General features: G+C 63.1%; 23 protein-coding genes and 1 riboswitch. Of the genes, 16 read left to right on the top strand and 7 right to left on the bottom strand.

Annotated elements, in window-relative coordinates; all coding sequences use genetic code 11:
• Window positions 1-25 precede the first annotated feature (25 nt).
• Window positions 26-1,069 (top strand): LacI family DNA-binding transcriptional regulator, encoded by a 1,044-nt coding sequence (locus M1D89_RS16100; protein WP_498644989.1) that lies wholly within the window; start codon window positions 26-28, stop codon window positions 1,067-1,069.
• A gap of 16 nt (window positions 1,070-1,085) precedes the next feature.
• Window positions 1,086-2,288 carry a Gfo/Idh/MocA family protein gene (locus tag M1D89_RS16095; protein WP_498644987.1) on the top strand — a complete coding sequence of 401 codons (1,203 nt, stop codon included), beginning with the start codon at window positions 1,086-1,088 and terminating at the stop codon, window positions 2,286-2,288.
• 44 nt (window positions 2,289-2,332) lie between these two features.
• Here M1D89_RS16095 and M1D89_RS16090 read toward each other — a convergent pair whose 3' ends face one another.
• Complete coding sequence (locus M1D89_RS16090) at window positions 2,333-3,271, bottom strand: LysR family transcriptional regulator (RefSeq protein ID WP_498644985.1); 939 nt, start codon at window positions 3,269-3,271, stop codon at window positions 2,333-2,335.
• A 108-nt stretch (window positions 3,272-3,379) separates the two neighbouring features.
• Between M1D89_RS16090 and tdh the strand changes: the two genes are divergently transcribed.
• The 9 genes from tdh (at window position 3,380) to M1D89_RS16045 (ending at window position 12,850) form a co-directional block, all read left to right on the top strand.
• On the top strand, window positions 3,380-4,426 hold the full coding sequence (gene tdh / locus M1D89_RS16085; RefSeq protein WP_498644983.1) for an L-threonine 3-dehydrogenase: 1,047 nt from the start codon (window positions 3,380-3,382) through the stop codon (window positions 4,424-4,426).
• Between the two features lie 44 nt (window positions 4,427-4,470).
• Entirely contained in the window at window positions 4,471-5,664 is a 1,194-nt protein-coding gene (locus tag M1D89_RS16080; protein ID WP_498644981.1) for a glycine C-acetyltransferase, read from the top strand.
• 157 nt (window positions 5,665-5,821) lie between these two features.
• Complete coding sequence (locus M1D89_RS16075) at window positions 5,822-6,919, top strand: NAD(P)/FAD-dependent oxidoreductase (protein ID WP_498644979.1); 1,098 nt, start codon at window positions 5,822-5,824, stop codon at window positions 6,917-6,919.
• Window positions 6,920-6,939: 20 nt separating this feature from the next.
• Complete coding sequence (gene hutI, locus M1D89_RS16070) at window positions 6,940-8,169, top strand: imidazolonepropionase (protein WP_498650971.1); 1,230 nt, start codon at window positions 6,940-6,942, stop codon at window positions 8,167-8,169.
• A gap of 201 nt (window positions 8,170-8,370) precedes the next feature.
• Entirely contained in the window at window positions 8,371-9,288 is a 918-nt protein-coding gene (locus M1D89_RS16065; RefSeq protein WP_498644977.1) for an SIS domain-containing protein, read from the top strand.
• Window positions 9,289-9,298: 10 nt separating this feature from the next.
• Window positions 9,299-10,234, top strand: coding sequence for an ROK family protein (locus tag M1D89_RS16060; protein WP_498644975.1), 936 nt, complete (start codon window positions 9,299-9,301; stop codon window positions 10,232-10,234).
• The gene (locus M1D89_RS16055) at window positions 10,231-11,199 is read left to right on the top strand and encodes a 1-phosphofructokinase family hexose kinase (protein WP_498644973.1); all 969 of its coding nucleotides are present in this window, start codon (window positions 10,231-10,233) and stop codon (window positions 11,197-11,199) included. The genes M1D89_RS16060 and M1D89_RS16055 overlap by 4 nt, the downstream gene beginning before the upstream one ends.
• Window positions 11,181-12,035, top strand: coding sequence for a class II fructose-bisphosphate aldolase (locus M1D89_RS16050; RefSeq protein ID WP_498644971.1), 855 nt, complete (start codon window positions 11,181-11,183; stop codon window positions 12,033-12,035). The genes M1D89_RS16055 and M1D89_RS16050 overlap by 19 nt, the downstream gene beginning before the upstream one ends.
• A gap of 23 nt (window positions 12,036-12,058) precedes the next feature.
• Window positions 12,059-12,850, top strand: a complete 792-nt coding sequence (locus tag M1D89_RS16045; RefSeq protein WP_014921218.1) for a DeoR/GlpR family DNA-binding transcription regulator — start codon at window positions 12,059-12,061, stop codon at window positions 12,848-12,850.
• A 39-nt stretch (window positions 12,851-12,889) separates the two neighbouring features.
• On the opposite strand, the gene M1D89_RS16040 is transcribed toward M1D89_RS16045, so the two are convergent.
• Complete coding sequence (locus M1D89_RS16040) at window positions 12,890-13,570, bottom strand: histidine phosphatase family protein (protein WP_498644969.1); 681 nt, start codon at window positions 13,568-13,570, stop codon at window positions 12,890-12,892.
• Window positions 13,571-13,593: 23 nt separating this feature from the next.
• Here M1D89_RS16040 and M1D89_RS16035 point away from each other — a divergent pair, with 23 nt between their 5' ends.
• Window positions 13,594-14,367, top strand: a complete 774-nt coding sequence (locus M1D89_RS16035) for a CPBP family intramembrane glutamic endopeptidase (protein ID WP_498644967.1) — start codon at window positions 13,594-13,596, stop codon at window positions 14,365-14,367.
• Window positions 14,368-14,490: 123 nt separating this feature from the next.
• On the opposite strand, the gene M1D89_RS16030 is transcribed toward M1D89_RS16035, so the two are convergent.
• Window positions 14,491-15,129 (bottom strand): VOC family protein, encoded by a 639-nt coding sequence (locus M1D89_RS16030; RefSeq protein WP_026005588.1) that lies wholly within the window; start codon window positions 15,127-15,129, stop codon window positions 14,491-14,493.
• Window positions 15,130-15,317: 188 nt separating this feature from the next.
• Between M1D89_RS16030 and M1D89_RS16025 the strand changes: the two genes are divergently transcribed.
• Together M1D89_RS16025 and metX are read left to right on the top strand one after the other, a co-directional pair.
• Window positions 15,318-16,673 (top strand): bifunctional o-acetylhomoserine/o-acetylserine sulfhydrylase, encoded by a 1,356-nt coding sequence (locus M1D89_RS16025; RefSeq protein WP_498644965.1) that lies wholly within the window; start codon window positions 15,318-15,320, stop codon window positions 16,671-16,673.
• 162 nt (window positions 16,674-16,835) lie between these two features.
• A riboswitch (SAM riboswitch) is annotated at window positions 16,836-16,952 on the top strand.
• A gap of 15 nt (window positions 16,953-16,967) precedes the next feature.
• Window positions 16,968-18,089, top strand: a complete 1,122-nt coding sequence (gene metX, locus M1D89_RS16020) for a homoserine O-acetyltransferase MetX (protein ID WP_498644963.1) — start codon at window positions 16,968-16,970, stop codon at window positions 18,087-18,089.
• A gap of 11 nt (window positions 18,090-18,100) precedes the next feature.
• Here the strand turns inward: metX and M1D89_RS16015 are convergent, their stop codons facing one another.
• The 3 genes from M1D89_RS16015 to M1D89_RS16005 form a co-directional block, all read right to left on the bottom strand.
• On the bottom strand, window positions 18,101-18,565 hold the full coding sequence (locus M1D89_RS16015) for a hypothetical protein (RefSeq protein ID WP_498644961.1): 465 nt from the start codon (window positions 18,563-18,565) through the stop codon (window positions 18,101-18,103).
• A gap of 62 nt (window positions 18,566-18,627) precedes the next feature.
• Complete coding sequence (locus M1D89_RS16010; protein WP_498644959.1) at window positions 18,628-19,803, bottom strand: winged helix DNA-binding domain-containing protein; 1,176 nt, start codon at window positions 19,801-19,803, stop codon at window positions 18,628-18,630.
• Between the two features lie 8 nt (window positions 19,804-19,811).
• Window positions 19,812-20,654 (bottom strand): SGNH/GDSL hydrolase family protein, encoded by an 843-nt coding sequence (locus tag M1D89_RS16005; protein WP_498644957.1) that lies wholly within the window; start codon window positions 20,652-20,654, stop codon window positions 19,812-19,814.
• 70 nt (window positions 20,655-20,724) lie between these two features.
• Between M1D89_RS16005 and M1D89_RS16000 the strand changes: the two genes are divergently transcribed.
• Window positions 20,725-21,375, top strand: coding sequence for an alpha/beta hydrolase (locus tag M1D89_RS16000; RefSeq protein ID WP_498644955.1), 651 nt, complete (start codon window positions 20,725-20,727; stop codon window positions 21,373-21,375).
• Between the two features lie 12 nt (window positions 21,376-21,387).
• Here the strand turns inward: M1D89_RS16000 and M1D89_RS15995 are convergent, their stop codons facing one another.
• Complete coding sequence (locus M1D89_RS15995) at window positions 21,388-21,615, bottom strand: RNA-binding S4 domain-containing protein (RefSeq protein WP_062067368.1); 228 nt, start codon at window positions 21,613-21,615, stop codon at window positions 21,388-21,390.
• A gap of 23 nt (window positions 21,616-21,638) precedes the next feature.
• Between M1D89_RS15995 and M1D89_RS15990 the strand changes: the two genes are divergently transcribed.
• On the top strand, window positions 21,639-22,643 hold the full coding sequence (locus tag M1D89_RS15990) for a DMT family transporter (RefSeq protein WP_498644953.1): 1,005 nt from the start codon (window positions 21,639-21,641) through the stop codon (window positions 22,641-22,643).
• Window positions 22,644-22,735: the final 92 nt, after the last annotated feature.

Below are 22,735 nucleotides of genomic sequence, written 5' to 3'. Positions count from 1 at the left end.
TACGAAGATCAAAGCAGGGGGAACCATGGCAAAAGCGAGCAGCACAGGAGTCAGGCCAACCATCCGCATGGTGGCCGAACTGGCGGGCGTCTCCACAGCCACGGTTTCCTACGTGCTGTCGGGTCGCCGCGGTGATGGCGGACCAGGAGTGTCGGATCCGACGGCGGAAAAGGTCAAGGCCGCTGCGGAGCGGCTTGGCTATCGCCCCAACCAGGCGGCTCGGGCCATCCGGACGGGACGCACGAATACAGTGATCCTGTCATTGACCATGCTGTCCGATCCGTGGTCGCTGTCCGTCATTGAGGCTGTTCAGAAGGCGGCAGTCCCGCTGGGCATCACACCGATGATCCTGGGTGACGCCGATTGGGTCAAGGTTCTGGGCACGCACAATGCCGATGCTGTTTTCGTGGATGCAGTTCGTCCTGATCAGCGGGAAGCCCTGCGCAAGCTCGCCGAGCACGGCACCACGCTGGTGGTCTTTGACGAAGAGGTGCAAGCAGAAGGCTTCGATGTCATCCGTTCCATCGCCGGACCCGGCTGCCGCATGGCCGTGGAGCATCTGCTCCACGGCCACCGGAGGATTGCCTGCCTGACCCCGGCAACGGCAGCGGGCACCTCTGGTGGGACAAGGTATCGGGCCTACTCGGATGCTTTGGCCGCGGCGAAGATCAAGGAACGGGACGATTACGTTGGCCTGTTCGACGGCACCAGCGCAGGGGCTTACGCTGCGGCAACGAGGCTGCTCGGCATGCCGGACCATCCCACCGCCATCTATGCCACCACGGACTACGCAGCAGTAAGCGCCATCAATGCCGCCCAGCGCCTGGGCCTCGCTGTGGGCACCGACGTGGACATCATCGGTGTGGGCAACACCGTGGAGGGCGAACGGATGTCACCGTCATTGAGCACGGTAGGCCCTGTTGACTTCTTCGACAAACTCGCCCGGCTGCTCCTTCGGCGGGCAACAGGTCACACCGCGCCGGAGTCACCCGGCCTCCTCGACTTCCCCTGGCACTTGTTCGTGCGCGAATCGGCGCCGCACCGCAGCGCCGCAACCAGACTTTACTAAGAACAGCAGAAGGAAATTGCACACCATGGAAAAGGATTTGAAGGTCGGCATCGTGGGTTTCGGCCTGCGTTCAGGGCTGTGGAAGCACGCCCACAAGCCGGGCCAAGGCTCCGAGGTCACTGTTGTTTGTGACCTCAGTGAACGTGGCCGGGCAGACGCCGCAGAACGCATCCCGTCGGCTCAGGTTACGGGGGATCTTGAGGAGCTGCTGGGCAGCGGGATCGACGCCGTCCTGGTCCTGACCCCCGATAACCAGCACGCCGCCGTCGCTGTCCGAACGCTCAAGGCGGGCATCCCCACCTTCTGCGAGAAGCCACTGGACATCACGGTGGAGGCTGCGGACCGGATCCTCAAGACGGCTTACGAGACCGGGACTCGTTTGTACGTGGGCCACAACATGCGCCACATGCCCGTGGTGGTCCAGATGCGCAAACTGATCGAGGACGGCAGGATCGGCGACGTCAAAGCGGTCTGGTGCCGCCACTTCGTGGGTCACGGGGGAGACTACTACTTCAAGGACTGGCACGCCCAGCGCGCCAACGTCACGTCCCTTCTCCTCCAAAAAGGTGCCCACGACATCGACGTGATCCACTGGCTGGCCGGCGGATACACCAAGCGGGTTGCCGCCGTCGGAGATCTAGCGGTCTACGGCGACGTGGCCAACCGCAGCAACAACGCCGGCAAGCGCATGGGGGACTGGTTCTCCATGGACAACTGGCCGCCCACGGAGCAGAAGGATCTGGCCGAGGTGATTGACGTTGAGGACATCTCCATGATGAACATGGTGCTGGATAACGGCGTCCTCGCCTCCTACCAGCAGTGCCACTTCACGCCGGACTATTGGCGCAACTATACGGTCATTGGCACCAAAGGCCGGATCGAGAACCTTGGCGATGGACCAGGGGAAACTATCAACGTATGGACCAGCCGGACGTCCGGCTACGCGGCGCCGGACGAGGTCATCGCCATTCAGGACGGCGAAGGTGGCCACGGCGGTGCGGACCCTCGCCTGATCGAGGAATTCCTGCGCTTCGCCTCCGAAGGGGGCCAGACCCAGACAAGCCCGATTGCAGCGCGACAGGCGGTAGTGGCCGGCGTCCTTGCGGCAGAATCGCTACGAGGTGACGGCTCGGCTCGGGAGGTACCGGAGCTCCCGGCCGAACTAGTGGAGTACTTCGACGCCGGCCAGCCCGCCCTCGTCCGCGACGGACCCAAGTAGGTCGCAGATGAGGCCGTTCTCAGCGCTCATAACGGCATGTGCTGCTACTTAGTTGGGTGAGCGGGGCTCGAAAGCTCGACAAGCTCGGTCATGACGGTTTGAAGTGACTCGCAAACCGTCATGACCGATTTTCGCTTCAGTGTCTCCGGCCGGGCCAGGATGTCGATCTTGCGGACCGAATTCACCCCGGACAGCGGACGCAGCACCACTCCGGCGTCCAACACGCGGCGTGCAGTGAACCGCGGGAGTAGACCGATCGCCCCTCCCGCCGAGACCAACGCCGCCACGGTGGAATAGTCGTTGATGCGGTGCAGTACTTCTGCCGGCCGCCCGCTTACAGCAACGACGGCGGCAAGGACGTCTGCAGGGGAGTAGCCGTCGCGGCTGGTCACCCAGGATTCACCCACGACGTCGGACGGCTCCAGTTCGCGCCGGTTCGCCAGTGGGTGATCTGCAGGAAGCGCGATGTCCAAAGGCTCGTCGGCCAGTGGAATCACCGCTACCTTGTCTTCCGGCCAGGACGGGCTGTTGTCCATCCGGTGGGCCAAGACGAGGTCGTACCTGGCAGCCAACCCCGGGAAATCCTCCTGGGCCACATCCTCATCGGACAGGCGGAGGCGGGGCGATTCCCCGCCGTCGGACGCCAACAGAGCGGCCAACGGCGCAAACAGCGCCTGCCCTGCGCTGTGAAACGCGCTGACGCTCACCGGCGCGCCCGGAGCGTCGTGATAGGCGCCGATCGCAGCCCGCGCATCTGCCATGGCATTCACGACGGCGGCACCCGCCTCAGCGAGGACGCGGCCTGCATCCGTGAGCACCAAAGCCCGGCCTTCTTTGCGCGTCAACGGCACGTCCACAGATTTCTGCAACAGTGCGAGCTGTTGTGAAACTGCCGAGGAAGTCACCATCAATGTCTCGGCTACAGCCTTGACGCTTCCCAAGTCTCGGAGTTCACGAAGCATCTGCAACTGATGAATTTCCATTAGCAAATACTAAATCGTTGATTGAGAAGAATCTAGTTGTGCTAAATCGTTTGCGGGGCTGTAATGGAAGTCAGCAGCAGCGAAGCAGCCAAGGCAGTGAGGAATTCCATGAAGGCTCTCTACAAATCCGGACCCCACGCAGGGTTCGAACTCGTCGAACGTCCCGAGCCCCAAGCTGGCCCCGGCGACGTCAAGATCCGTGTGATGACCACCGGTATCTGCGGCACCGACCTCCACATCCAGAGCTGGGACGCCTGGGCCCAGGGCATCATCGAAACGCCCCTCATTGCCGGCCACGAGTTCTATGGCGAAGTAGTGGAAATTGGCGAGGACGTCCGCGACGTCAAGATAGGGGACAGGGTCTCCGGCGAGGGCCACGTGGTGTGCGGAATCTGCCGCAACTGCCGTGCCGGCCGCCGCCAGATGTGCATTCATACCGTTTCCGTTGGCGTGCAGCGCGACGGCGCCTTCGCTGAATTCGTCGTCATCCCGGAAACCAATGTCTGGGTTCACCACGACGAGTCAGTTACCCCTGAACTCGGCGCCATCTTCGACCCCTTCGGCAACGCCGTCCACACCGCTCTGAGCTTCCCGCTGGTCGGGGAAGACGTGCTCATCACCGGTGCCGGTCCCATCGGTTTGATGGCTATCGCCGTCGCCCGCCACGCAGGTGCCCGCAAGATCGCCATCACGGACGTGTCCGCACCGCGCCTTGAGCTGGCTCGCCAGATGGGCGTGGACCTTGCAGTCGACGTTTCAAAGATGCGCGTTCGCGAAGCGCAGCAGGAACTGGGCATGCGCGAAGGCTTCGACATCGGACTGGAAATGTCGGGACACCCCACGGCGCTGCCTGAGATGATCGACAACATGAACCACGGCGGCCGCATCGCCATGCTCGGCCTACCCAGCCAGTCCATCGACATCGACTGGGGCAAGGTAGTAACCCACATGCTCACGCTTAAGGGCATCTACGGCCGTGAAATGTTCGAGACCTGGTACGCCATGAGCGCCATGCTGTCCTCCAACCCCGTGCTGCACCGCAGCATCTCCGCCGTCGTCACAGACAAACTGTCCGCAGCCGACTGGGAAAAGGGCTTCGAGATCGCCCGCAACGGGACCGGCGGCAAAGTGGTCCTCGACTGGACTGAACTGTAACCGCCCCGCACGGCCACCGGACCCAAGAAGACTTTAGGAGCACCATGTATTCAGCCATCAAAGACCAACTGCAGGGCGAACTGGACGAGATCCGCAGCGCCGGACTGTTCAAGACCGAACGCCACATCGATTCGCCGCAGGCCAGCCACATCGCAGCAGGCCAGCTCGGGCAGCCGGCCAACAAGGTCCTGAACTTCTGCGCCAACAACTACCTGGGCTTGGCCGACCACCCGGACATCATCGCCGCCGCCAAGTCCGCAATGGACGAGCGCGGCTTCGGCATGGCATCCGTGCGCTTCATTTGCGGAACCCAGGACCTCCACCTGGAGCTTGAGACCCGAGTCTCCGAGTTCCTGGGAACCGAGGACACCATCCTCTTCTCCAGTTGCTTTGACGCTAACGGCGGCGTGTTCGAGTCCCTCTTCGGTCCTGAAGACGCCATCATCTCGGACTCCCTGAACCACGCGTCCATCATCGACGGCATCCGCCTCAGCAAGGCCAAGCGTTTCCGGTACGCCAACCAGGACATGGCCGACCTCGAAGCCAAGCTGGTGGAGGCCGAGGGCTCCCGCCGCAAGATCATCGTCACGGATGGTGTGTTCTCCATGGACGGGTACCTCGCTCCGCTTGAGGCCATCTGCGACCTCGCCGAGAAGCACGACGCCTTGGTCATGGTGGACGACTCCCACGCCGTCGGCTTCATGGGCCCCACCGGCGCCGGCACCCCGGAGCACGCTGGTGTTTCCGAGCGCGTAGACATCTACACGGGTACGTTCGGCAAGGCACTCGGCGGTGCCTCAGGTGGATACGTTTCAGGCCGCGGCGAAATCGTAGCGATGCTACGTCAAAAGGCGCGCCCCTACCTGTTCTCCAACTCGCTTGCCCCGGCCATCGTTGCGGCAACCATCAAGGCGATCGAGCTCGTGCAGGAATCCGGCGAACTCCGGACCCGCCTGTTCGAGAATGCAGCGCTGTTCCGTCGGCGCATGAGCGAAGAAGGCTTCGAACTCCTTGACGGAGAACACGCCATCATCCCCGTGATGTTCGGCGATGCCGTGGTTGCTGCAAAGGTTGCCGACGAAATGCTCAACAACGGCGTTTTCGTCACGGCCTTCAGCTTCCCTGTGGTGCCGAAGGGTGTGGCCCGCATCCGTGTGCAGCTCTCCGCTGCGCACAGCGCGGACGACGTCGAAGCGTGCGTTCAGGCGTTCGTCAAGAGTCGCGCCGCGGTCGCCTAGGCAACCCTCTCTCACATCCCTCGGGTTTCAGGCCGGCCCTCTCTCACATCCCTCGGGTTTCCGGCCGACGCTATCTCGCTTTCTTGATGAAAGTGAGCGAGCGTCCGGCTGAAGGGCGCGGGATGTGAGAGAGCATCCGGTCTGTCAGGATGGAGTCATGGCTTCGAATTATGACGTGGTAATCGTTGGCGGCGGCATCGGTGGACTGTCCTTGGCAGCGGCTCTCGCGGGCAAGTGCTCGGTGGCCCTTGTCGAGGCTGAGCAGTCCCTGGCTTTCCACACTTCCTCGCGGTCGGCCCGGCAACTGATCCCCAGCTACGGACCGGCCGTGGTCCAGGATCTGACCATCCGCACACTCGACATGCTGTCCGCCCGGGACGCAGAGGCAGGAACGCCGATCCTGACTCCCCGGGGCTTCATGCTGGTGGGCGACGAGGCCACCGTGAGCGCCGAAGCCAGCGGAAACATGCATCCCATCTCACACGACGAAGCCATGCGTCTCTGCCCGGCCCTGAATCCCGCATCCTTCACCGCCGCGGGGCTGGATAACGGCTCCTTCGGCTGCAACGCGCCCCTGCTTCTCGAGGAGCACCGCCGGACGGCGGAAACTGCGGGCGTGGACATCATCACCGGAGCCAAAGTGCACTCGGCCCAGCGGTTGGGGAGCGGCTGGCAACTGGGCGCGGGCACGGAAGGCTTCCAGTCCGGCGTCGTGGTTAACGCAGCACGTGCCTGGGCGGATGAGCTGGCGGTCATCAGCGGAGTGGAGAAGCTGGGACTGCAGCCATACCGCCGGACTGCGGCGATTGTGAACGTTGAGAATCCACTGACGCCGGAAACGCCCATGGTGTGTGCCGCTGATAATTCTTTCTACTTCCGCGCCGAGGGCAGCCAGGTGTTGATTTCGCCGTCGGAAACCGTGCCCAGTGGAGCCGAGGACGCCAAACCCTACGCCGGGGATGTGGAGACATTGATCGGCAAACTCAACACGGTCACTTCCCTTGGAATCCGCTCCGTGGAGCGTGCCTGGACGGGCCTCAGGACAGAAGCGGCGGACGGAATCCCGGTGGTGGGTTTCGACGCCGAAGCGCCGGGCTTCTTCTGGCTCGCCGGTCAGGGGGGTTACGGTTTTCAAACATCTTCCGCCATCGCCGAGCTGGCCGCCGCACTGATCCTCGGCGGGATACAGGATGACAGTCCGGAATCCCGGACAGCGGAGCAGCTCGCGGCCGTACGCTGGTCCATCCGGCGCTGAACAATAGGGTCATGAGCGGAATGACGAGCGGAAACAAAAGCAGCACGGTCATCACCAACATCGGTGAACTGATGACCCAGGACCGGGAGCACCGCGTCCTTAAGGACGCCGCCATCGTGATCGAGGGCGAGCGCATCGCTTGGTTGGGGGCTAGCAAAGATGCTCCGGAGGCTGAGGCAAGGATCGATGCCGAGGGCCGTGCTGTCCTGCCAGGTTGGGTGGATTCGCACTCGCATCTCGTTTTCGCAGGAGACCGCACTGCCGAGTTCGAGGCTCGAATGGCCGGCGAAAGCTACAGCGCTGGTGGTATCGCCGTCACCATGGGTGCCACACGCAGCGTCAGCGACGACGAACTTACGCGCCTCGTGCGGGACCGCGTGGCTGAGGCAGTTTCGCAAGGGACCACCTACCTGGAGAGCAAAACCGGTTACGGGTTGGACGTGGAGAACGAGGCCCGCAGTGCCCGCATCGCAGCAGGCGAAGTGGACGAGGTAACCTATCTTGGCGCGCACCTGGTTCCCAGCGGCTCCGATCCTGAGGAGTACACGGATCTGGTGTGCGGCCCCATGCTCGACGCCGTCCTCCCTCATGTCCGCTGGGCTGATGTGTTCTGCGAGCGCGGTGCGTTCAGTGAGGACCAGTCACGCCGAGTCCTCACTGCTGCCCGCGATGCCGGTCTGGGGCTAAGGGTTCACGGAAACCAGCTTGGGGAGGGACCCGGTGTGGCGCTGGCAGTTGAGTTCGCGGCTGCGAGCGTCGACCATGTGAACTATCTTTCGGACAAGGACGTCCGGGCGCTCGCGGAAACGTGGGCCGGCTGGGATGTGGCCTCCGGAACGGGCACGCGCGGTACCGTGGCCACGTGCCTTCCCGCTTGTGACCTTTCCACCCGCCAGCCCTTGGCGCCCGGCCGTGAACTGATCGACGCGGGCGTACAGATTGCCCTTGCGGCCAACTGCAATCCGGGGACCTCGTACACCAGCTCCATGGCCTTCTGCGTCACCACGGCTGTGCTTCAGATGCACTTGAGCGTTCACGAAGCCGTCCGCGCGGCGACGTACGGCGGTGCGCTGGCGCTGGGCAGGGAGTCCGGGAACGACGTCGACGGCGAACGGGCGGTGGGTTCGCTCGCGGTCGGACATCGCGCCGATTTGCACATGCTGAAGGCTCCGTCGGCTACGCATCTGGCGTACCGTCCCGGGATCCCGTTGACCCATTCGGTGTGGCGGGCCGGCGTACGGGCTGTCTAAGGACAAGTTAGAGACAAGAAGGAGGGGCTGTGTTCCGGTTGGAACGCAGCCTCTCTTTTTTGGGTTTCACGCTTGCCGCTCATGATGCGCGAATAATGACCAGTCTCAGCACACGAATGATCCTTGTGAGATCGAAAATGATCGTTTAGTGTTTCTATAGATCAGAAAACGTCATTAATTTGAGCGGGAGCGGTACACACGATGAGCGAGAACACACTGGGCGCCTTCATGGAGGAAGAGCTGGTTTCCCAGCCCGACGTTTGGCAGCGGGCCGTAGAGCAGGCCCGTACGGAGCAGTTGCTTCCAGCGGACGGTATGCGCATTGCCGTCATCGGGTGTGGCACATCATGGTTCATGGCTCAGAGCTACGCCGCTGCCCGCGAATCTGCGGGCAAGGGGGTTACGGATGCGTTCGCCGCGTCAGAAGCTTTCCTGAACAGCAACAGCGCCGATCGCGGGTACGACGCCGTCGTGGCCATTACCCGGTCAGGTACCACCACTGAGGTGCTCGGGATTCTGGCTGAGTTGAAGGGGATTGTCCCCACCGTAGCCATCATTGGCGACACCTCCTCGCCAATCGTCGAGCTGGCAGACGCCGTGGTGGGCCTCCAATACGCCGATGAGCGCTCCGTGGTGCAGACCCGCTTCGCCACCACGGCATTGGTCTACATGCTGACCAGCCTTGGCATCGACGTCCAGCAGGCAATCGATGATGCCCGTGATGCTGTGACTGCACCGGTCTCCCAGGAACTCTTGGACGCCGAGCAATTCACCTTCCTCGGCACCGGCTGGACCGTTGGACTGGCCCACGAAGCCGGCTTGAAGATGCGCGAAGCCGTGCAGGGTTGGACCGAGTCCTACCCTGCCATGGAATACCGCCACGGCCCCGTCTCCATTGCTGCCCCTGGCCGCGTCACCTGGCTGTTCGGAACCCAGCCCGAGGGTCTGGACAGCGATATGGCCGTCACCGGCGCCCTCTACATCCACACGGATAAGCACCCGCTGGCTGAACTGGCACGTGTCCACAAAGTCACCCTGGAGCGTGCGCGCGTTCGTGGACTGAATCCGGACCTGCCCCGCAACCTGACGCGCTCCGTTATTCTCGACGCCTCGGCCTAGGTAGCCGATCATGGTTCTCGGAGCCGCGGAATCACCGGTCCTTTCGTTCGACGTTGGCGGGACAGACATCAAGGCTGGTTTGGTGGATATCCGTGGGACAGTCCTGGGCATGCGCCGCGTCCCTACGCCGTTGGATCCTGCCCGCCCCGGCGAAGCGGTCCTGGACAGGCTTGCTGAGCTTAAAGCCGAGTTGGCCTCGGAGTTTCCTGAAGCCCCCGCCAAAGCAGCAGGCATCATCGTTCCTGGAATCGTGGACTCCGTGAGCGGAGTGGGCATTTATTCCGCCAACCTCGGATGGCGTAACTTCCCCTTCACTGCCGAAGCTGAAAAACGGCTTGGCATCCCCGTTGCGTTCGATCACGATGTCCGTTCCGCTGCAGCAGTTGAACACAGTTTTGGAGGGTCCAAAGAGTTCAACGATGTTGTAGTGATGGTGGTGGGAACCGGCATTGCTGCAGCCGTATTCTCGGGCGGCAAGGCGGTCACTGCAGGTGGTTTCGCCGGCGAGCTCGGCCACGCCCAGGTTCCGGACCCCGACGCCGGGCCGGGCGCCGCAGGCTCCACCATCCTGGAAGCAGTGGGCTCAGCAGGGGCAATTGCCAAGCGTTACCACCGGGCATCGGGAAACCGGGTGGACGGTGCGCGCGGGGTGCTGCTCAGGGCAAGCGCAGGAGACGCAGTGGCCGCACGTGTTTGGGCCGATGCTGTTGATGCTCTGGCCTTCACTATCTGCCAGTGCGTGAACATCATTGGGACAGAAGCCGTGGTGATCGGCGGAGGCCTCGCTGAAGCAGGCGAGGAGCTGCTCGAACCACTCCGTAAACGGGTTGACGCCATCCTGGAGTTCCAGCGCAGGCCCCAACTCATCCGTGCCCAATTGGGGCAGGACGCCGGCTTGCTCGGCGCGGCACTGAACGCCCGGGCACTTTTGGGAGGCACACGATGAAACGAGCCAACGTGAACCGTATTATTACGGTCACTCCCAATCCGGCCATCGACATGACCTACACCGTCCACGGAATCATCGAGGGCTCCAGCCACCGGGTACCCACGCCCTTGAGCCGTGCGGGAGGCAAGGGCATCAACGTAGCCCGTGTCACTCACCAGCTCGGCTACCCGGTGCTCGCCATTGCCCCTACCGGCGGTGCGGCAGGGCAGACACTGGCAGCCGAACTGTGGACCAGCGGGGTGCCGCACGCCCTGGTGGGAGTCGCCGCAGAGACGCGCCGAAGCATCGCGCTGGTGGATACCGTCGCGGGGGAGACCTCCATCTTCAATGAGGAGGGCCAGGCTCTTCTGCCCGACGACTGGCGCTCACTGCGGATCGCCGTGGTTGACGCTGTGAGCGGCAACCGCAACCTGCCGGCCTCCGTCCTGGTCGGTTCGGGAAGCCTGCCGCCGGGCGCTCCTGCGGATTTCTACCCGGAGCTGGTGCGCCTTGCCCACGACGCCGGTATCCCGGCCATCATCGACACCTCCGGTCCGGGGATCATCGCCGCGGCGAAGGCCGGCGCCGACATCCTCAAGCCCAATCATCACGAGCTGGCCGAAGCCACGGGCGAGTCCAGCCTCGAAGCAGCCGCATTGGCGCTGATCGACATGGGTGCCCGCACGGTCCTTGTCAGCGCCGGTGCGGACGGCATGCTCGCCTTCGACCATGCCGCCCCGGGCGGTTATTGGAGTGCCCGCCTGCCGGAAGCGCTCAGCGGCAACCCCACAGGGGCGGGCGACGCCGGTGTGGCCGCTGCCGCCGTCGCACTCGCCGAAGGCATCACCGAGCCCCGGGAAATTCTTCGCCGGGCCACCGCATGGTCGGCCGCGGCCGTGCTCATGCCTGCCGCAGGTGAAATCTCGCCGCGATACCAGGAACTCCAGGACCAATTGATCGTGACATGGAAGGAGACCCGGTGACCCTGGTCAACACTCGGGAACTCATGGACAAGGCCGCCGCCGCGGGCACAGGCCAAGGTGCCTTCAACATCATCCACATCGAAACTGCCGAAGGCCTGGTGGCAGGGGCCGAAGCGGCCGGTGTCCCACTGCTTCTGCAGATTTCCGAGAACTGCGCCAAATACCACGGCGGACTCGAACCCATCGCGGCGGCGGCCCTGGCAATCGCCCGTTCCGCCGCCGTGCCTGTTGCCCTTCACCTGGATCACGCAGAATCCGAAGACCTGGCCATTGCCGCGGTGGACTTGGGTTTCGGTTCCGTCATGTACGACGGCGCGCACCTGCCGTACGAATGGAACGTGGAAGTCACGCAACGGGTGGCCAAGTATGCCCACGAGCGCGGTGTCTATGTGGAGGCGGAGCTTGGAAAAGTGGGTGGCAAGGACGGAGCCCACGCTCCCGGTGTCCGCACAGACCCCGGCGAGGCCCACGCATTCGTTGAGGCAACCGGCGTGGACGCGCTCGCCGTTGCTGTCGGCTCCTCCCACGCCATGACCGAACGCAGCGCCGCGCTGGACTTGCACCTCATCACCAGACTGAAGACTGCGGTGGGAAAACCACTGGTCCTCCACGGCTCTTCCGGTGTGGCAGATGACATGCTCATAGCCGCTATCCGCGCGGGTATGACTAAGATCAACGTATCCACACATTTGAACGGGTTCTTTACCCGCGCCGTCCGTGAGTACCTCGATGCCAATCCTGCAGTGGTGGATTCCCGGAAATACATCAAGGCCGGCCGGGATGCCCTTGTGCTGGAGTCCGCACGTATGCTGACGCTGTTCGCCAAAGCGAATTAGCTGGAACCCGCGAAAGGCTTGTCATGACCCGCACCGATCGGCTCACTGCCATACTCGACCTCCTGGCCGAGTCCGGCCATGTGGAAGTCGAGGACATCGTGACCCGCCTGGGCGTCTCACCTGCCACGGCACGCAGGGATCTTGACAGCCTTGCCAAGCAGCGACTGCTCAGCCGCACCCGCGGCGGCGCCACTACGGGGTCCGTTGCCTACGACCTTCCGGGCCGCTATAACCGTGACGACCATGCTGAGGCCAAGCAGGAAATCGCCCTGGCCGCGTCAGCATTGATCCGCCCTGGTGCCGTGATTGGCCTCAGCGGCGGTACCACCAACACTGCTTTGGCCCAGCTGCTGTCCACCCGCGAGGACCTCAACGCGCCGTCCCACACGCCCACGCTGACCGTGGTCACCAACGCCATCAACATCGCTTCCCAGTTGGCGGTGCGGCCGAACATCAAGATCATGGTCACCGGTGGCATCCTCAACCCGCGATCCTATGAGCTGGTGGGTCCCTACACAGACGTCATCATGCAAAAAGTCGCCCTCGATATTGCGTTCATCGGTGTCAACGGCGTCGACCCGGACCTCGGCCCAACCATCACCGACGAAGGCGAAGCCATGGTCAACACGGTGATGGCACGCCGGGCCACCGAGTCCTATGTGGTTGCCGACTCTTCCAAAGTGGGCCGCCGCTCCTTTGCCGCCATGGCAGGCTACGACTTCAGGCACCTCATCACGGACTCCGGCATCAGCGCCGAACATAAAGCTGCGTTCGAGGCCAAGGGCACCGAAGTCATCGTCGCACCCGCCGGCTGAGACCGGCCGGCTGAGACTTGGCCGGCAGAACAGGACACGCTAGAAGCGCATTCTCGGTGCGTGCAGCACTGAGTCGTCTACCTCCCTTGGCACCCACTGGCTGAACGGTATGTCCAAGCTGTACTGGTCGTCGTCGTTCTTAATCAGGGTGCGCAGCTCGGCGTTGTCCGGGTTGTTGAGCGACTCGAAGTACTCCACCGTCCAGTGGAACCAGCGCATGCAGAACAGGCGCATGGTCAGCCCGTGCGTCACCAGGAGCGTGTTTGGTGCATAGGTGGGTTTCTGCCAGTGCCGGTACAGCGTCTCCATGAAGGATGACACCCGGTCATAAACATCCGAACCGGACTCGCCCTCGCGGAACCTGTAGAAGAAATGTCCGTAGAGGTTGCGCAGTTCTTTTTGGTCTTCGATCTCCCCGGCGATCTGGAAGTTGGCCCAGTCCTGCTCGCGAAGCCGGGGTTCCTCAATGACCCGCTCGATCAGGGGACCGAGATTCATGGCTTCGAGGGTCTGGTACGCCCGCAGGTAGGGGGAGACGTAGACGCAGACCTGTTCTCCATCGAGCTTCCGGCGTAGGGCCTCCCCGGCGATCCGTGCCTGCTCCACTCCGCGCTCCGTCAGCGGGATCCGATAGTCCGGCACACGGTTGTAGATGGACGTGTCGGCATTGGCGGCAGACTGGCCGTGCCGGATCATGAAGATTCTCTCAGGGGCACCCATCCAACCAAGCATAGGGTGGGTACATGTTCCTTGCTTCCCGCCGCCGGCTGCGCGCCGAAGTACTAATTGTGCTGGGCCTGTCCTTGGGCCAGTCAGCCGTCTACTCCATAGTTCAGCTGCTGGACAAGATGACGAGGGCACCCCTGGCGGATGCCACGTCAACCCTGAACAGGTCCCAAAGCACGCGCGAGTACTTTGACCTGACCTACCAACTACTGGACATTGTGTTCGCGCTGGTGCCCGTGGCGTTGGTGTTTTACTTTCTGTCCACCCATGCTCCCGGCGGCAGGGAAAGCGGGGGCGGCTCGGCATTCGCCCGGCTCGGTTTCAACTTATCCCGGCCCGGCAAGGACCTTCTCCAGGGTGTTGGCCTGGCCGCTGCGATTGGCATCCCCTCGCTGGGCCTGTATGCCGCCGGTCGTGCGCTGGGAATCACTACTGCAATTGTGCCCAGCGGCCTGGACGCTTACTGGTGGACAGTGCCGGTGCTGGTCCTTTCGGCCATGCGCCATGCGATCGTGGAAGAAGTGATCGTGGTGGGCTACCTCATGGACCGCTTCGGTAAATTCGGGTGGAGCATGCCGGTGGCCATTGTGGTCAGTGCCGTCCTGCGGGGAACCTACCACCTGTACCAAGGCTTTGGGCCGTTCATAGGGAACGTGGTCATGGGCCTGCTGTTCGCGTGGATCTATACCAAGACCAAGCGGGTAATGCCTTTGGTGATTGCCCACGCATTGCTGGACATTGTGGCGTTCGTTGGATTCAGCCTGTTCGGCAAGGCAATGGGCCTGGGGTAGCGGTCGGTTAAAAGTATCCGGCCGCCATCGGTGGGTGACGTCATTGGCACCCGCTGATGGCGGCCGAAGCTTAGCCCGGACATGGCTGACCGGGGCCGGGACCAGCCCGGGTGGATGGATCGGTCAGATGGTGACGGCTCCGGAGGCGGTCTCGAAAGTTACAGCGAGAATGCCAGGAGTACCGTGCGGGGCCATCCACTGAACGGCGACGTCCTCCAGCGGCTTCTCCACCGGTTCGCCCAACCATTCGGTGACGCGCTCAGCCGAGCCCGCGATGGTGAGGCTGGACATCTTGACGTCGCTCTCGTAGATCCTGGACGGGTGCAGCGAGGGGTCGCCCTCCCACTTGAGCAGGTAGGGCACTTGAGGATCCGCGATCAGGCCGAGGATGCCAATCTGCTGCCACACCAGTTCGCGTCCGTCGGGGAACTTGCGGTTGCCCGGAACAGCCGAGCGGCCAAGGCGGTCTTCGAACGGGGCAAGGTCGTCAACGGCGACGCACCAGCCCATCCATCCACCACCGGCAGCCGAGCGGGCACGGACGGCCTGGCCAAAGGGTGCTTTGTCGGAAGCGGGGTGGTCCAGGACCTCCACCACTTCCAGGTACTTGTTATCCGCAAGGGGAATGATCATGTTCCGGGTACCGAAGCGCGGGTGCACTCCGCCCCGGACAGCGTCCACTCCCAATGCCGCGGAAATTCGTTCGGTAGTGGCCAAAAGGCCATCTCGTTCACAGGCGTAAGAGACGTGATCCATGCGCATGGCTTCATCTTGGCACTTTGTGATCGGGGTCTCAGCTAAGTCAAGCCTAACTAAGGTGGGATGTGTATAACCGGTGGTAGTGGGCGTCATGGTGGGACGCGGGGAGACCGAAAGATTCCACCGGCGTCACAAAGCTGTCTTCGCCTCCGGACAGTTCCTAGACTGGCCCCAGCTCACACCGCTTCACCTTGCCTGCTAAACCCACGCGTCACGAACAGGAGAACTCCATGTCCCAAGGATGGTCTTTCGAAACCCGCCAGATCCACGCAGGCCAGGAGCCTGACGCCGCCACTGGAGCGCGTTCGCTCCCGATCTACCAGACCACATCCTTCGTCTTCCCCAGTGCCGAGAGCGCCGCCAATCGCTTTGCCCTGGCCGAGCTCGCCCCCATCTACACCCGGATAGGCAACCCGACGCAGGATGCAGTGGAGCAGCGGGTCGCGAGCCTTGAGGGTGGACTGGGTGCCCTCTTGCTCAGCTCCGGACAAGCTGCGGAGACGTTCGCCATCCTGAATATCGCCGAGGCAGGCGACCACATCGTAGCGAGCCCCAGCCTGTACGGCGGCACGTACAATTTGCTGGCGCACACGCTGAAGAAGTTCGGCATTTCGGTCACGTTCGTGGAGGACCCGGACAACCTGGACCAGTGGCGGGACGCCGTCCAGCCGAACACCAAGCTGTTCTTCGGTGAGGTGGTGTCCAACCCCCGGCAGGACGTGCTGGACATCGAAGGCATCGCCCGCACCGCCCACGAGGCCGGCGTGCCCCTCATCGTCGACAACACCCTGTCCACGCCCTACCTGATCCGTCCCATCGAGTGGGGAGCGGACATCGTGGTCCACTCCGCAACCAAGTACCTCGGTGGTCATGGTTCCGCAATCGCCGGTGTGATTGTGGACTCCGGCAACTTTGACTTCGGCAAGGACCCGGAGCGCTTCCCTGGCTTCAATACCCCTGACCCCAGCTACAACGGCCTGGTCTACGCCCGGGACCTGGGCAAGGACGGTGCACTGGGCGCCAACCTCTCCTACATCCTCAAGGCACGCGTGCAGTTGCTTCGGGATCTCGGCTCTGCCGTGTCCCCGTTCAACGCCTTCCTCATTGCCCAGGGCCTGGAGACCTTGAGCCTGCGCGTGGAACGCCACGTTGCCAACGCCACCAAGGTGGCCGAATGGCTGGAAAACCACGACGACGTCGAATCGGTCGCCTATGCGGGCTTGCCGTCCAGCCCGTGGTATGACCGAGGCCGGAAGTACGGTCCCAAGGGCACGGGTGCCATCGTGGCCTTCAACATCAAGGGCGGCGTAGAAGCGGGCAAGCGCTTCGTGGACGGCCTGGAGCTGCACTCGCACGTTGCCAACATCGGTGATGTCCGCTCGCTGGTCATCCACCCGGCGTCGACTACCCACAGCCAATTGACGGTGGAACAGCAGGTGGCTGCCGGCGTCAACCCTGGCCTCGTGCGCTTGTCCGTGGGCATCGAGCATGTCGATGACATCATCGCCGACCTCGAAGCCGGCTTCCGGGCTGCCAAGGGCGCCTAACGCCGCGACCCAAAGTATCAGCCCGACTGCCGCCCGCGTCGACGATTATTCGCCGGGCGGCAGTTACGGGTGCTCGTTCGTGAACGAAGTCACCCCAAACCGTCACACTGTTGTCACATTCTTCGCCAGAACCGCCCTGCATTTCCTAGACTCTTCGTATTAGGTCATGAGTGCCAGCACACAGCCCCGGCTTGCTGGCCGGCAACCCTCCTCCGCGGTGGGGTGCCCCGGGTGAAGACCTGGCCTGTTCGCACGCAAGGCGACGGGCAAGCGCGAGGTTAAGGTGTCAAAGGAATGACCATTACTGCTACAGCCCTTCCAAAATCCGGAGAAGAAGACGGAACCGTCAAGTACGCCGGTATCGGGCCGTTGGAACTTGAAGCCGGCGGATTCCTCCCCGACGTCGTCCTCGCGTATGAGACCTGGGGACAACTGAACGCCGATGCCTCCAATGCCGTGCTTATCCAGCACGCGCTGACGGGCAGCACTCACGTAGCCCGTGGAGCCACCGACGAGGAAGGTTGGTGGGAGCAACTGGTTGGGCCGGGTGCCACCATCGACACCAACAAGTTCTTCGTCATCTCCATCAACATCGTGGGCGGTTGTTATGGCAGTACCGGCCCATCATCGGAAGCACCGGACGGACGTCCTTGGGGCTCACGTTTCCCGTTGGTCACGCTGCGCGACAGCACGGAGGCTGAGGCACGCCTCGCCGATGCCTTGGGAATTGATGCCTGGCACGCCGTTTTGGGGGGTTCAATGGGAGGTGCCAGGGCCCTTGAATGGGCTGTTACGTTCCCTGACAGGGTCAAACGCTGCGCCGTAATCTCGGTGGGCGCCTACAGCACGGCCGAGCAGATCGCCTTCGCGCAGGCCCAAACCTTGGCCATCCGGCAGGACCCGAACTTCAAAAACGGCGACTATTACGGCGGCACTGCACCTGAACATGGTTTGGCACTGGCCCGACGCATCGCCCACATCACTTACCGCTCAGCCTTGGAGCTGGATTTCCGCTTTGGCAGGGAAGCCCAGCACCAGGAGACACCACTCGCCGCCGCAGTGTTGGGGGAGCGTGGCCGCTACCAGGTGGAAAGCTACTTGGACCACCAGGGAACAAAGCTGGTCCGCCGTTTTGATGCCAACAGCTACATCGCCATCACCGAAGCCCTGATGTCCCATGACGTCACGCGTGGCCGCGGCTCCCTGGAACAGGCGTTGTCGCGCACCACGGCTGAGTTCTTCGTGGCCGCGGTGGACAGCGACAGGCTCTACTTCCCTGCACAGTCGCGGGAACTTGCCGCGGCGCTACCCGGGAATGTGCCGGTCCACCTCATTGAGGCGCCGATTGGTCACGATGGCTTTCTCACTGAGATCGGCCAGCTCTCGGCGCAACTCCGCGAATCATTCTTCGCCTAAAGCTAACAGCTTTAGCCGTTCATGATGTCGCCGCGCTGCTTCATGTAATCCTCCATGGCAATCTCGCCGTTGCTGAACTTCGTGTCCAGCTCCGCCAACTTGCGAGCGCGGTATCCCTGCGGCTCCGAAGCGCTCGCCGCGGGGAATGGGGCAGGGGATGAAGGCCTCGACGGCGGCCCGGCCTGCGGTGTCGAATCCGCGGGGCGGATAACGGTTGGGTCAGACGGGTACCCGGGGTAGTTCTGCGTCGGGTAGCTCTGACCTGGATAACCCTGATTCGAGTATCCCGGCCCTGGGTAATTCTGCTGCGGGTAATTCTGTGGCGGATACCCTGGTCCGGGCAGATTCTGCTGCGGGTAGCCGGGGCCGCGGAAGTTACCATCCTGGATCCGACGCGCCCGGGAGCGGTTGTACATGCGGATCCCGAGTGGAATCAGCCACGAGCAGACGATGATCCAGAAGATCAAATTGTTCACGGTGCAGGCCTCCTAGGTCTCATCCCAGCTTAGTCCTGCCCGGCGAAACCATTCCGGCCGCCTCAGACCAGCTTGGTCTCCATGCCGAGGAAACGGCCGTAGCGATCCACCTCGGACTGCAGGGCGACCTGCTCTTCCGCAGTTGTGGGCTGGTTCATTCGGACGTCCAATTCGCAGGTTCCGCCGGAGAACCCGTGGCGCCACCAGCCGGCCAACCTGCCGCCAAGCAGGACCACGTGCATGGGTCCATTGTCCTCGGGGAAGTACGGCGCTGTTCCGCCAAGGAAGTGCCGGGACTGTGAGTAGCCCATCACGTATTCGTCGTAGCACTGGATGAGATCCATGCGGGGGACCCCGGAATCTTCAGCGGGCGAAGGATGAACGCCACCTTCGAGAGCGTCCACTTCCTCGGAGGCCAGATGGAAGCCGAGACCATCACACTGCACCGAGCCTAAACTCCCGGGAGACATGTCACCAGCCACTTCGATTCCCCGCTTGACGTCCTTCATGGTCAACCCGGACCACGTGGCACAGTCTTTGACAGTGGCGGGTCCCCGGCTGGTGAAGTAGCGGAGTGCCAACTGTCCAAGAGCTTCGTCGCGACCTTCGGGGGTCAGCGGTGAAAGCACCGCGCCCGGTACTCGTTCGTCGAACAGGGCATAGGTCTGTTTCAGGGCGCCCCCGGCAGAGCGGACGGGTGAGCCGCTGGCCAGGACGCCGCTGATTTCCGCGTGCATGAGGTGGTAAATGAAGCCAAGCCCCTTGCTGGCAAATCCGGACTCTCCCAGGACTTCGGCCAGTTCCTCGCGCGTTTTGTGGGCTCCGTCTGCCACGGCTTCGCCCAGGATCCGGCCGCTCTTGGCTGCGGATTCCTCATCGATTCCTGTTTGGCGGTACATGCCTTTGTTGCCCTGGTGGAGGCGATCTGCGGACAATGCCACCAACCAGCCAAGATCGTCCCGGTGCACAAAATGCCAGGTTGGCCGGAGGATATGTGTCCGCAGGATAGTCCCGTCGGCTACGGCCTGCTCAACGTCTGACGCCGTGACCGTCGATGAAGCGCTGGTGGAGCTTCGCTGCGCAAGCGTCCACCTCGCGTAGGGGAACTCCTGGGACTGGACGGCCAGGAGGTTGCGGACCACATCCCCGGGACTTCCGGCGTAGGGAGCCCGCAACTGCTGTCGCCGTAACCGAATCCTCCGGATCGTCGCGGTGAAGAGAGAGCTGTCACCCGGCACGGCGGACCTCAGCGGCGGGGCAGCAAGGTGCCGGTGGAGCCGAAGACGGGTCCCGGCGTCGGACGCTTTGGCGTGATTCCGTCGCCGGAGGACTGGTGTCGAAGGCGCCGGATCACCCACGGGACAAAGTACTCACGTGCCCAGACGAGGTCCGAAGACCGGGCTTCACGCCATGTGCGGGGAGGAAGGGACTTGGGCATCAGGGGCTCAAGCGTGTGCTGGACGTTCAACGCCTCCAAAACCATCATCGCGATGGTGTGGTGGCCCAGCGGCGAGAAGTGAAGGCGGTCAACGTCCCACATCTGGGGATCCGCCAACTGCCGCAAGGACCACATGTCCGCGATGATGGCATCGTGGCGTGCAGCGACCGTCCTGAGGTTCTCGTTGTAGATGGCCACCTTGCCGCGGATACGCCCCAGTACTGATGCTGCCGTGTCCGGGCCGTTGAAAAGCACCACAGTGGCACCGCCCGAGCTCAACTCCGCGACCGCGGCGTCGAGCTTTTCGGCCAACAGGTCGGGATCACCGCCGGGACGGATGAGGTCGTTTCCGCCGGCTGAAATGGAGACAAGGTCAGGCTGCAGTTCCAAGCAGGGGCCAACTTGTTCATCGATAATCTGCTGCAGCAGCCTGCCACGGATAGCAAGGTTGGCGTAGGCGAAGTCTTCCTGGCTGCGGCCCAGTTCCTCGGCAACCCGATCCGCCCAACCACGGTGACCGCCGGGGTTTCGGGGCTCGGGGTCGCCGATGCCCTCCGTGAAGGAGTCGCCCAGGGCCACATAACGGGTCCAAGGGTGCTTTTGAACGGGCTCGCCCGGCTTCAGTAAAAGATTGTTCTCACTCACGCTCATATCCTGCACCGTGACGCCGACCCTACGCCACCGCAGGTTGTTACTCGTGGGTAACTGCAAGAATGGACCCATGACTGAAGCACCCACATTTCCCGCCCCCGTTGTCCTGTGGTCCCATGACGAATCAGAGCGTGCAGGCAAGCCGCTCCTGGTCCTGCTGCACGGTTACGGCTCCAACGAGGACGACCTGTTCAGCTTGGCCGGATTGCTGCCCGACGGTTTTGTGGTGGCCGCCCTTCGAGCGCCGATGCCCATGGGGCCGGGGTTCACGTGGTTTCCCCTTACGGCGTCCATCGACTATTCGTTGGAAGCTGTAAAGCAGGCAGCCGAGTACGCCCTTGAGTGGCTGGACACAGTCAAAGCCAACCACTCATCCGTGACGCTGCTGGGCTTCTCCATGGGCATGGCGATGGCTACCACCATGCTCCGCTACCGTCCCGCGGACTTCGCCGCCGTCGTCGGACTTTCAGGCTTTGTGATCGACGCCGGCGCTGACGCCGACTTCCGGGACGACGATTTGGACGGAACGCTACCGATGTTCTGGGGCCGCGACCAACAGGATCCCGTCATTACCCAGGACAAGATCGAATACACCATGGGCTGGGTGCGCAAGCACGTTGACCTCACCAAAGTGCTTTACACGGGAATGTGGCACGGCATCAACCAGCAGGAGATCGGACACGTGGGCGAATTCCTCACCCACAAGGTGCTTGCTGACTGAGTTTCCGGTCTGTCAGGCGGCGGTGATCCGGACCGTCTGGCCATTGACGGTCACGGTATCGCCAACGTGGAGCTGGCGTCCGCGGCGATCGTCGATTTCGTTGTTGACTTTGACCAAGCCGTTCTTGATGAGCTCCGTGGCTTCAACCCCGTCCTCCACCAAGTTGGCGAGCTTCAACAGCTGGCCGAGTCGGATCATGTCGTCGCGGATGGGGATCTCTTCAATTTCGGGGTTGCTCATACAGCAATGATGCCTGAAGTAGTGTGGTGACGGTGCCGCAGCCTTCTCCCCGTCCCGCCCTTCCGCTGGTCATTGGCCTTCCCATTGCAGTAGCGACGGGCCTGGTCATCCCGCTTCAAGGAAGGATCAACGGGGCCCTCGGCGCCAAACTGGGAGACGGCATCGCCGCGGCTGTGGTGAGCTTCACCACAGGACTCCTCCTCATCAGTGCCATCTCACTTGCCACCCCCAAGGGCAGGGCAGGGCTCCAGCGCATCATTCCTGCCGTCCGGAACCGCAGCTTCCCCCGGTTTTACGTCATGGCCGGTGCCATCGGAGCGCTGTTCGTCGTTGCCCAGTCGTTCACTGTTGCCCTGCTGGGTGTCGCGTTGTTCACAGTCGCAGCCGTGACTGGGCAGACGTTGAGTGGACTGCTCGTGGACCGGATGGGCATCGGACCGGGAGGAAAACGCGCCATCACAGGAGTCCGGGTCATAGGCAGTGTCCTGACGGTGGCCGCCGTCGCGTGGGCAGTTTCCCCGCGGTTCAGCGGCGACACCGACATCGCCTCGCTCGTCCTGCCCGTTCTCCTGCCGCTGGCCGCCGGCTTCTTCATGAGCTTCCAGCAGGCCATGAACGGAACTGCAACGGTCCACTACGGAACGCCAATCGCAGCCACGCTGGTCAACTTCATTGCGGGGTCGCTCATTCTGTGGATCGCGTGGATTATCAAGCTGTCTGTGGCCGGGCCTGGAAATCCGCTTCCCAGCGAGTGGTGGTACTACCTTGGCGGCCCCATGGGCTGCCTGTTCATCGGGCTGGCGGCGCTGTTGGTCCGCAGCCTTGGGGTCCTGATCACCGGTTTGGGGATGATTGCCGGGCAGTTGGTGGGGTCGCTGGTGCTCGACGTCGTGATCCCCAGTCCCGGCGCGGTGGTCGCCTTGCCCACGGTGCTGGGTACGGTCCTGACGCTCGCCGCGATCATCGTGGCCACGCTGCCCTGGCCCAAGGGAGCTTTCGCACGAAGAGTCCCTCCCAAAGGCCGGTAGGGTAGGAATCAACAAACTTTCCCCCCATCACCCCGCCGGACAACCTCGTCCGGATTCCGGGGCAAACCACCGCGGACCGCACCCAGCGGCCC

The organism is Arthrobacter sp. D3-18 (assembly GCF_054408525.1).
Note: the sequence above shows the minus strand (reverse complement) of the source record. Positions and strands in the feature narration are given on the sequence as shown.

Bases quoted from the DNA above. Each gene is read 5' to 3' on its own strand.
- M1D89_RS16100 (WP_498644989.1), top strand. From the start codon at position 26: ATGGCAAAAGCGAGCAGCACAGGAGTCAGGCCAACCATCCGCATGGTG.
- hutI (WP_498650971.1), top strand. From the start codon at position 6,940: ATGACGAGCGGAAACAAAAGCAGCACGGTCATCACCAACATCGGTGAA.
- M1D89_RS16080 (WP_498644981.1), top strand. From the start codon at position 4,471: ATGTATTCAGCCATCAAAGACCAACTGCAGGGCGAACTGGACGAGATC.
- M1D89_RS16005 (WP_498644957.1), bottom strand. From the start codon at position 20,654: ATGAGCGTGAGTGAGAACAATCTTTTACTGAAGCCGGGCGAGCCCGTT.
- M1D89_RS16090 (WP_498644985.1), bottom strand. From the start codon at position 3,271: ATGGAAATTCATCAGTTGCAGATGCTTCGTGAACTCCGAGACTTGGGA.
- M1D89_RS16055 (WP_498644973.1), top strand. From the start codon at position 10,231: ATGAAACGAGCCAACGTGAACCGTATTATTACGGTCACTCCCAATCCG.
- M1D89_RS16035 (WP_498644967.1), top strand. From the start codon at position 13,594: ATGTTCCTTGCTTCCCGCCGCCGGCTGCGCGCCGAAGTACTAATTGTG.
- metX (WP_498644963.1), top strand. From the start codon at position 16,968: ATGACCATTACTGCTACAGCCCTTCCAAAATCCGGAGAAGAAGACGGA.
- M1D89_RS16050 (WP_498644971.1), top strand. From the start codon at position 11,181: ATGGAAGGAGACCCGGTGACCCTGGTCAACACTCGGGAACTCATGGAC.
- M1D89_RS15995 (WP_062067368.1), bottom strand. From the start codon at position 21,615: ATGAGCAACCCCGAAATTGAAGAGATCCCCATCCGCGACGACATGATC.
- M1D89_RS16045 (WP_014921218.1), top strand. From the start codon at position 12,059: ATGACCCGCACCGATCGGCTCACTGCCATACTCGACCTCCTGGCCGAG.
- M1D89_RS16065 (WP_498644977.1), top strand. From the start codon at position 8,371: ATGAGCGAGAACACACTGGGCGCCTTCATGGAGGAAGAGCTGGTTTCC.
- M1D89_RS16075 (WP_498644979.1), top strand. From the start codon at position 5,822: ATGGCTTCGAATTATGACGTGGTAATCGTTGGCGGCGGCATCGGTGGA.
- M1D89_RS16000 (WP_498644955.1), top strand. From the start codon at position 20,725: ATGACTGAAGCACCCACATTTCCCGCCCCCGTTGTCCTGTGGTCCCAT.
- tdh (WP_498644983.1), top strand. From the start codon at position 3,380: ATGAAGGCTCTCTACAAATCCGGACCCCACGCAGGGTTCGAACTCGTC.
- M1D89_RS16030 (WP_026005588.1), bottom strand. From the start codon at position 15,129: ATGCGCATGGATCACGTCTCTTACGCCTGTGAACGAGATGGCCTTTTG.
- M1D89_RS16060 (WP_498644975.1), top strand. From the start codon at position 9,299: ATGGTTCTCGGAGCCGCGGAATCACCGGTCCTTTCGTTCGACGTTGGC.
- M1D89_RS16040 (WP_498644969.1), bottom strand. From the start codon at position 13,570: ATGGGTGCCCCTGAGAGAATCTTCATGATCCGGCACGGCCAGTCTGCC.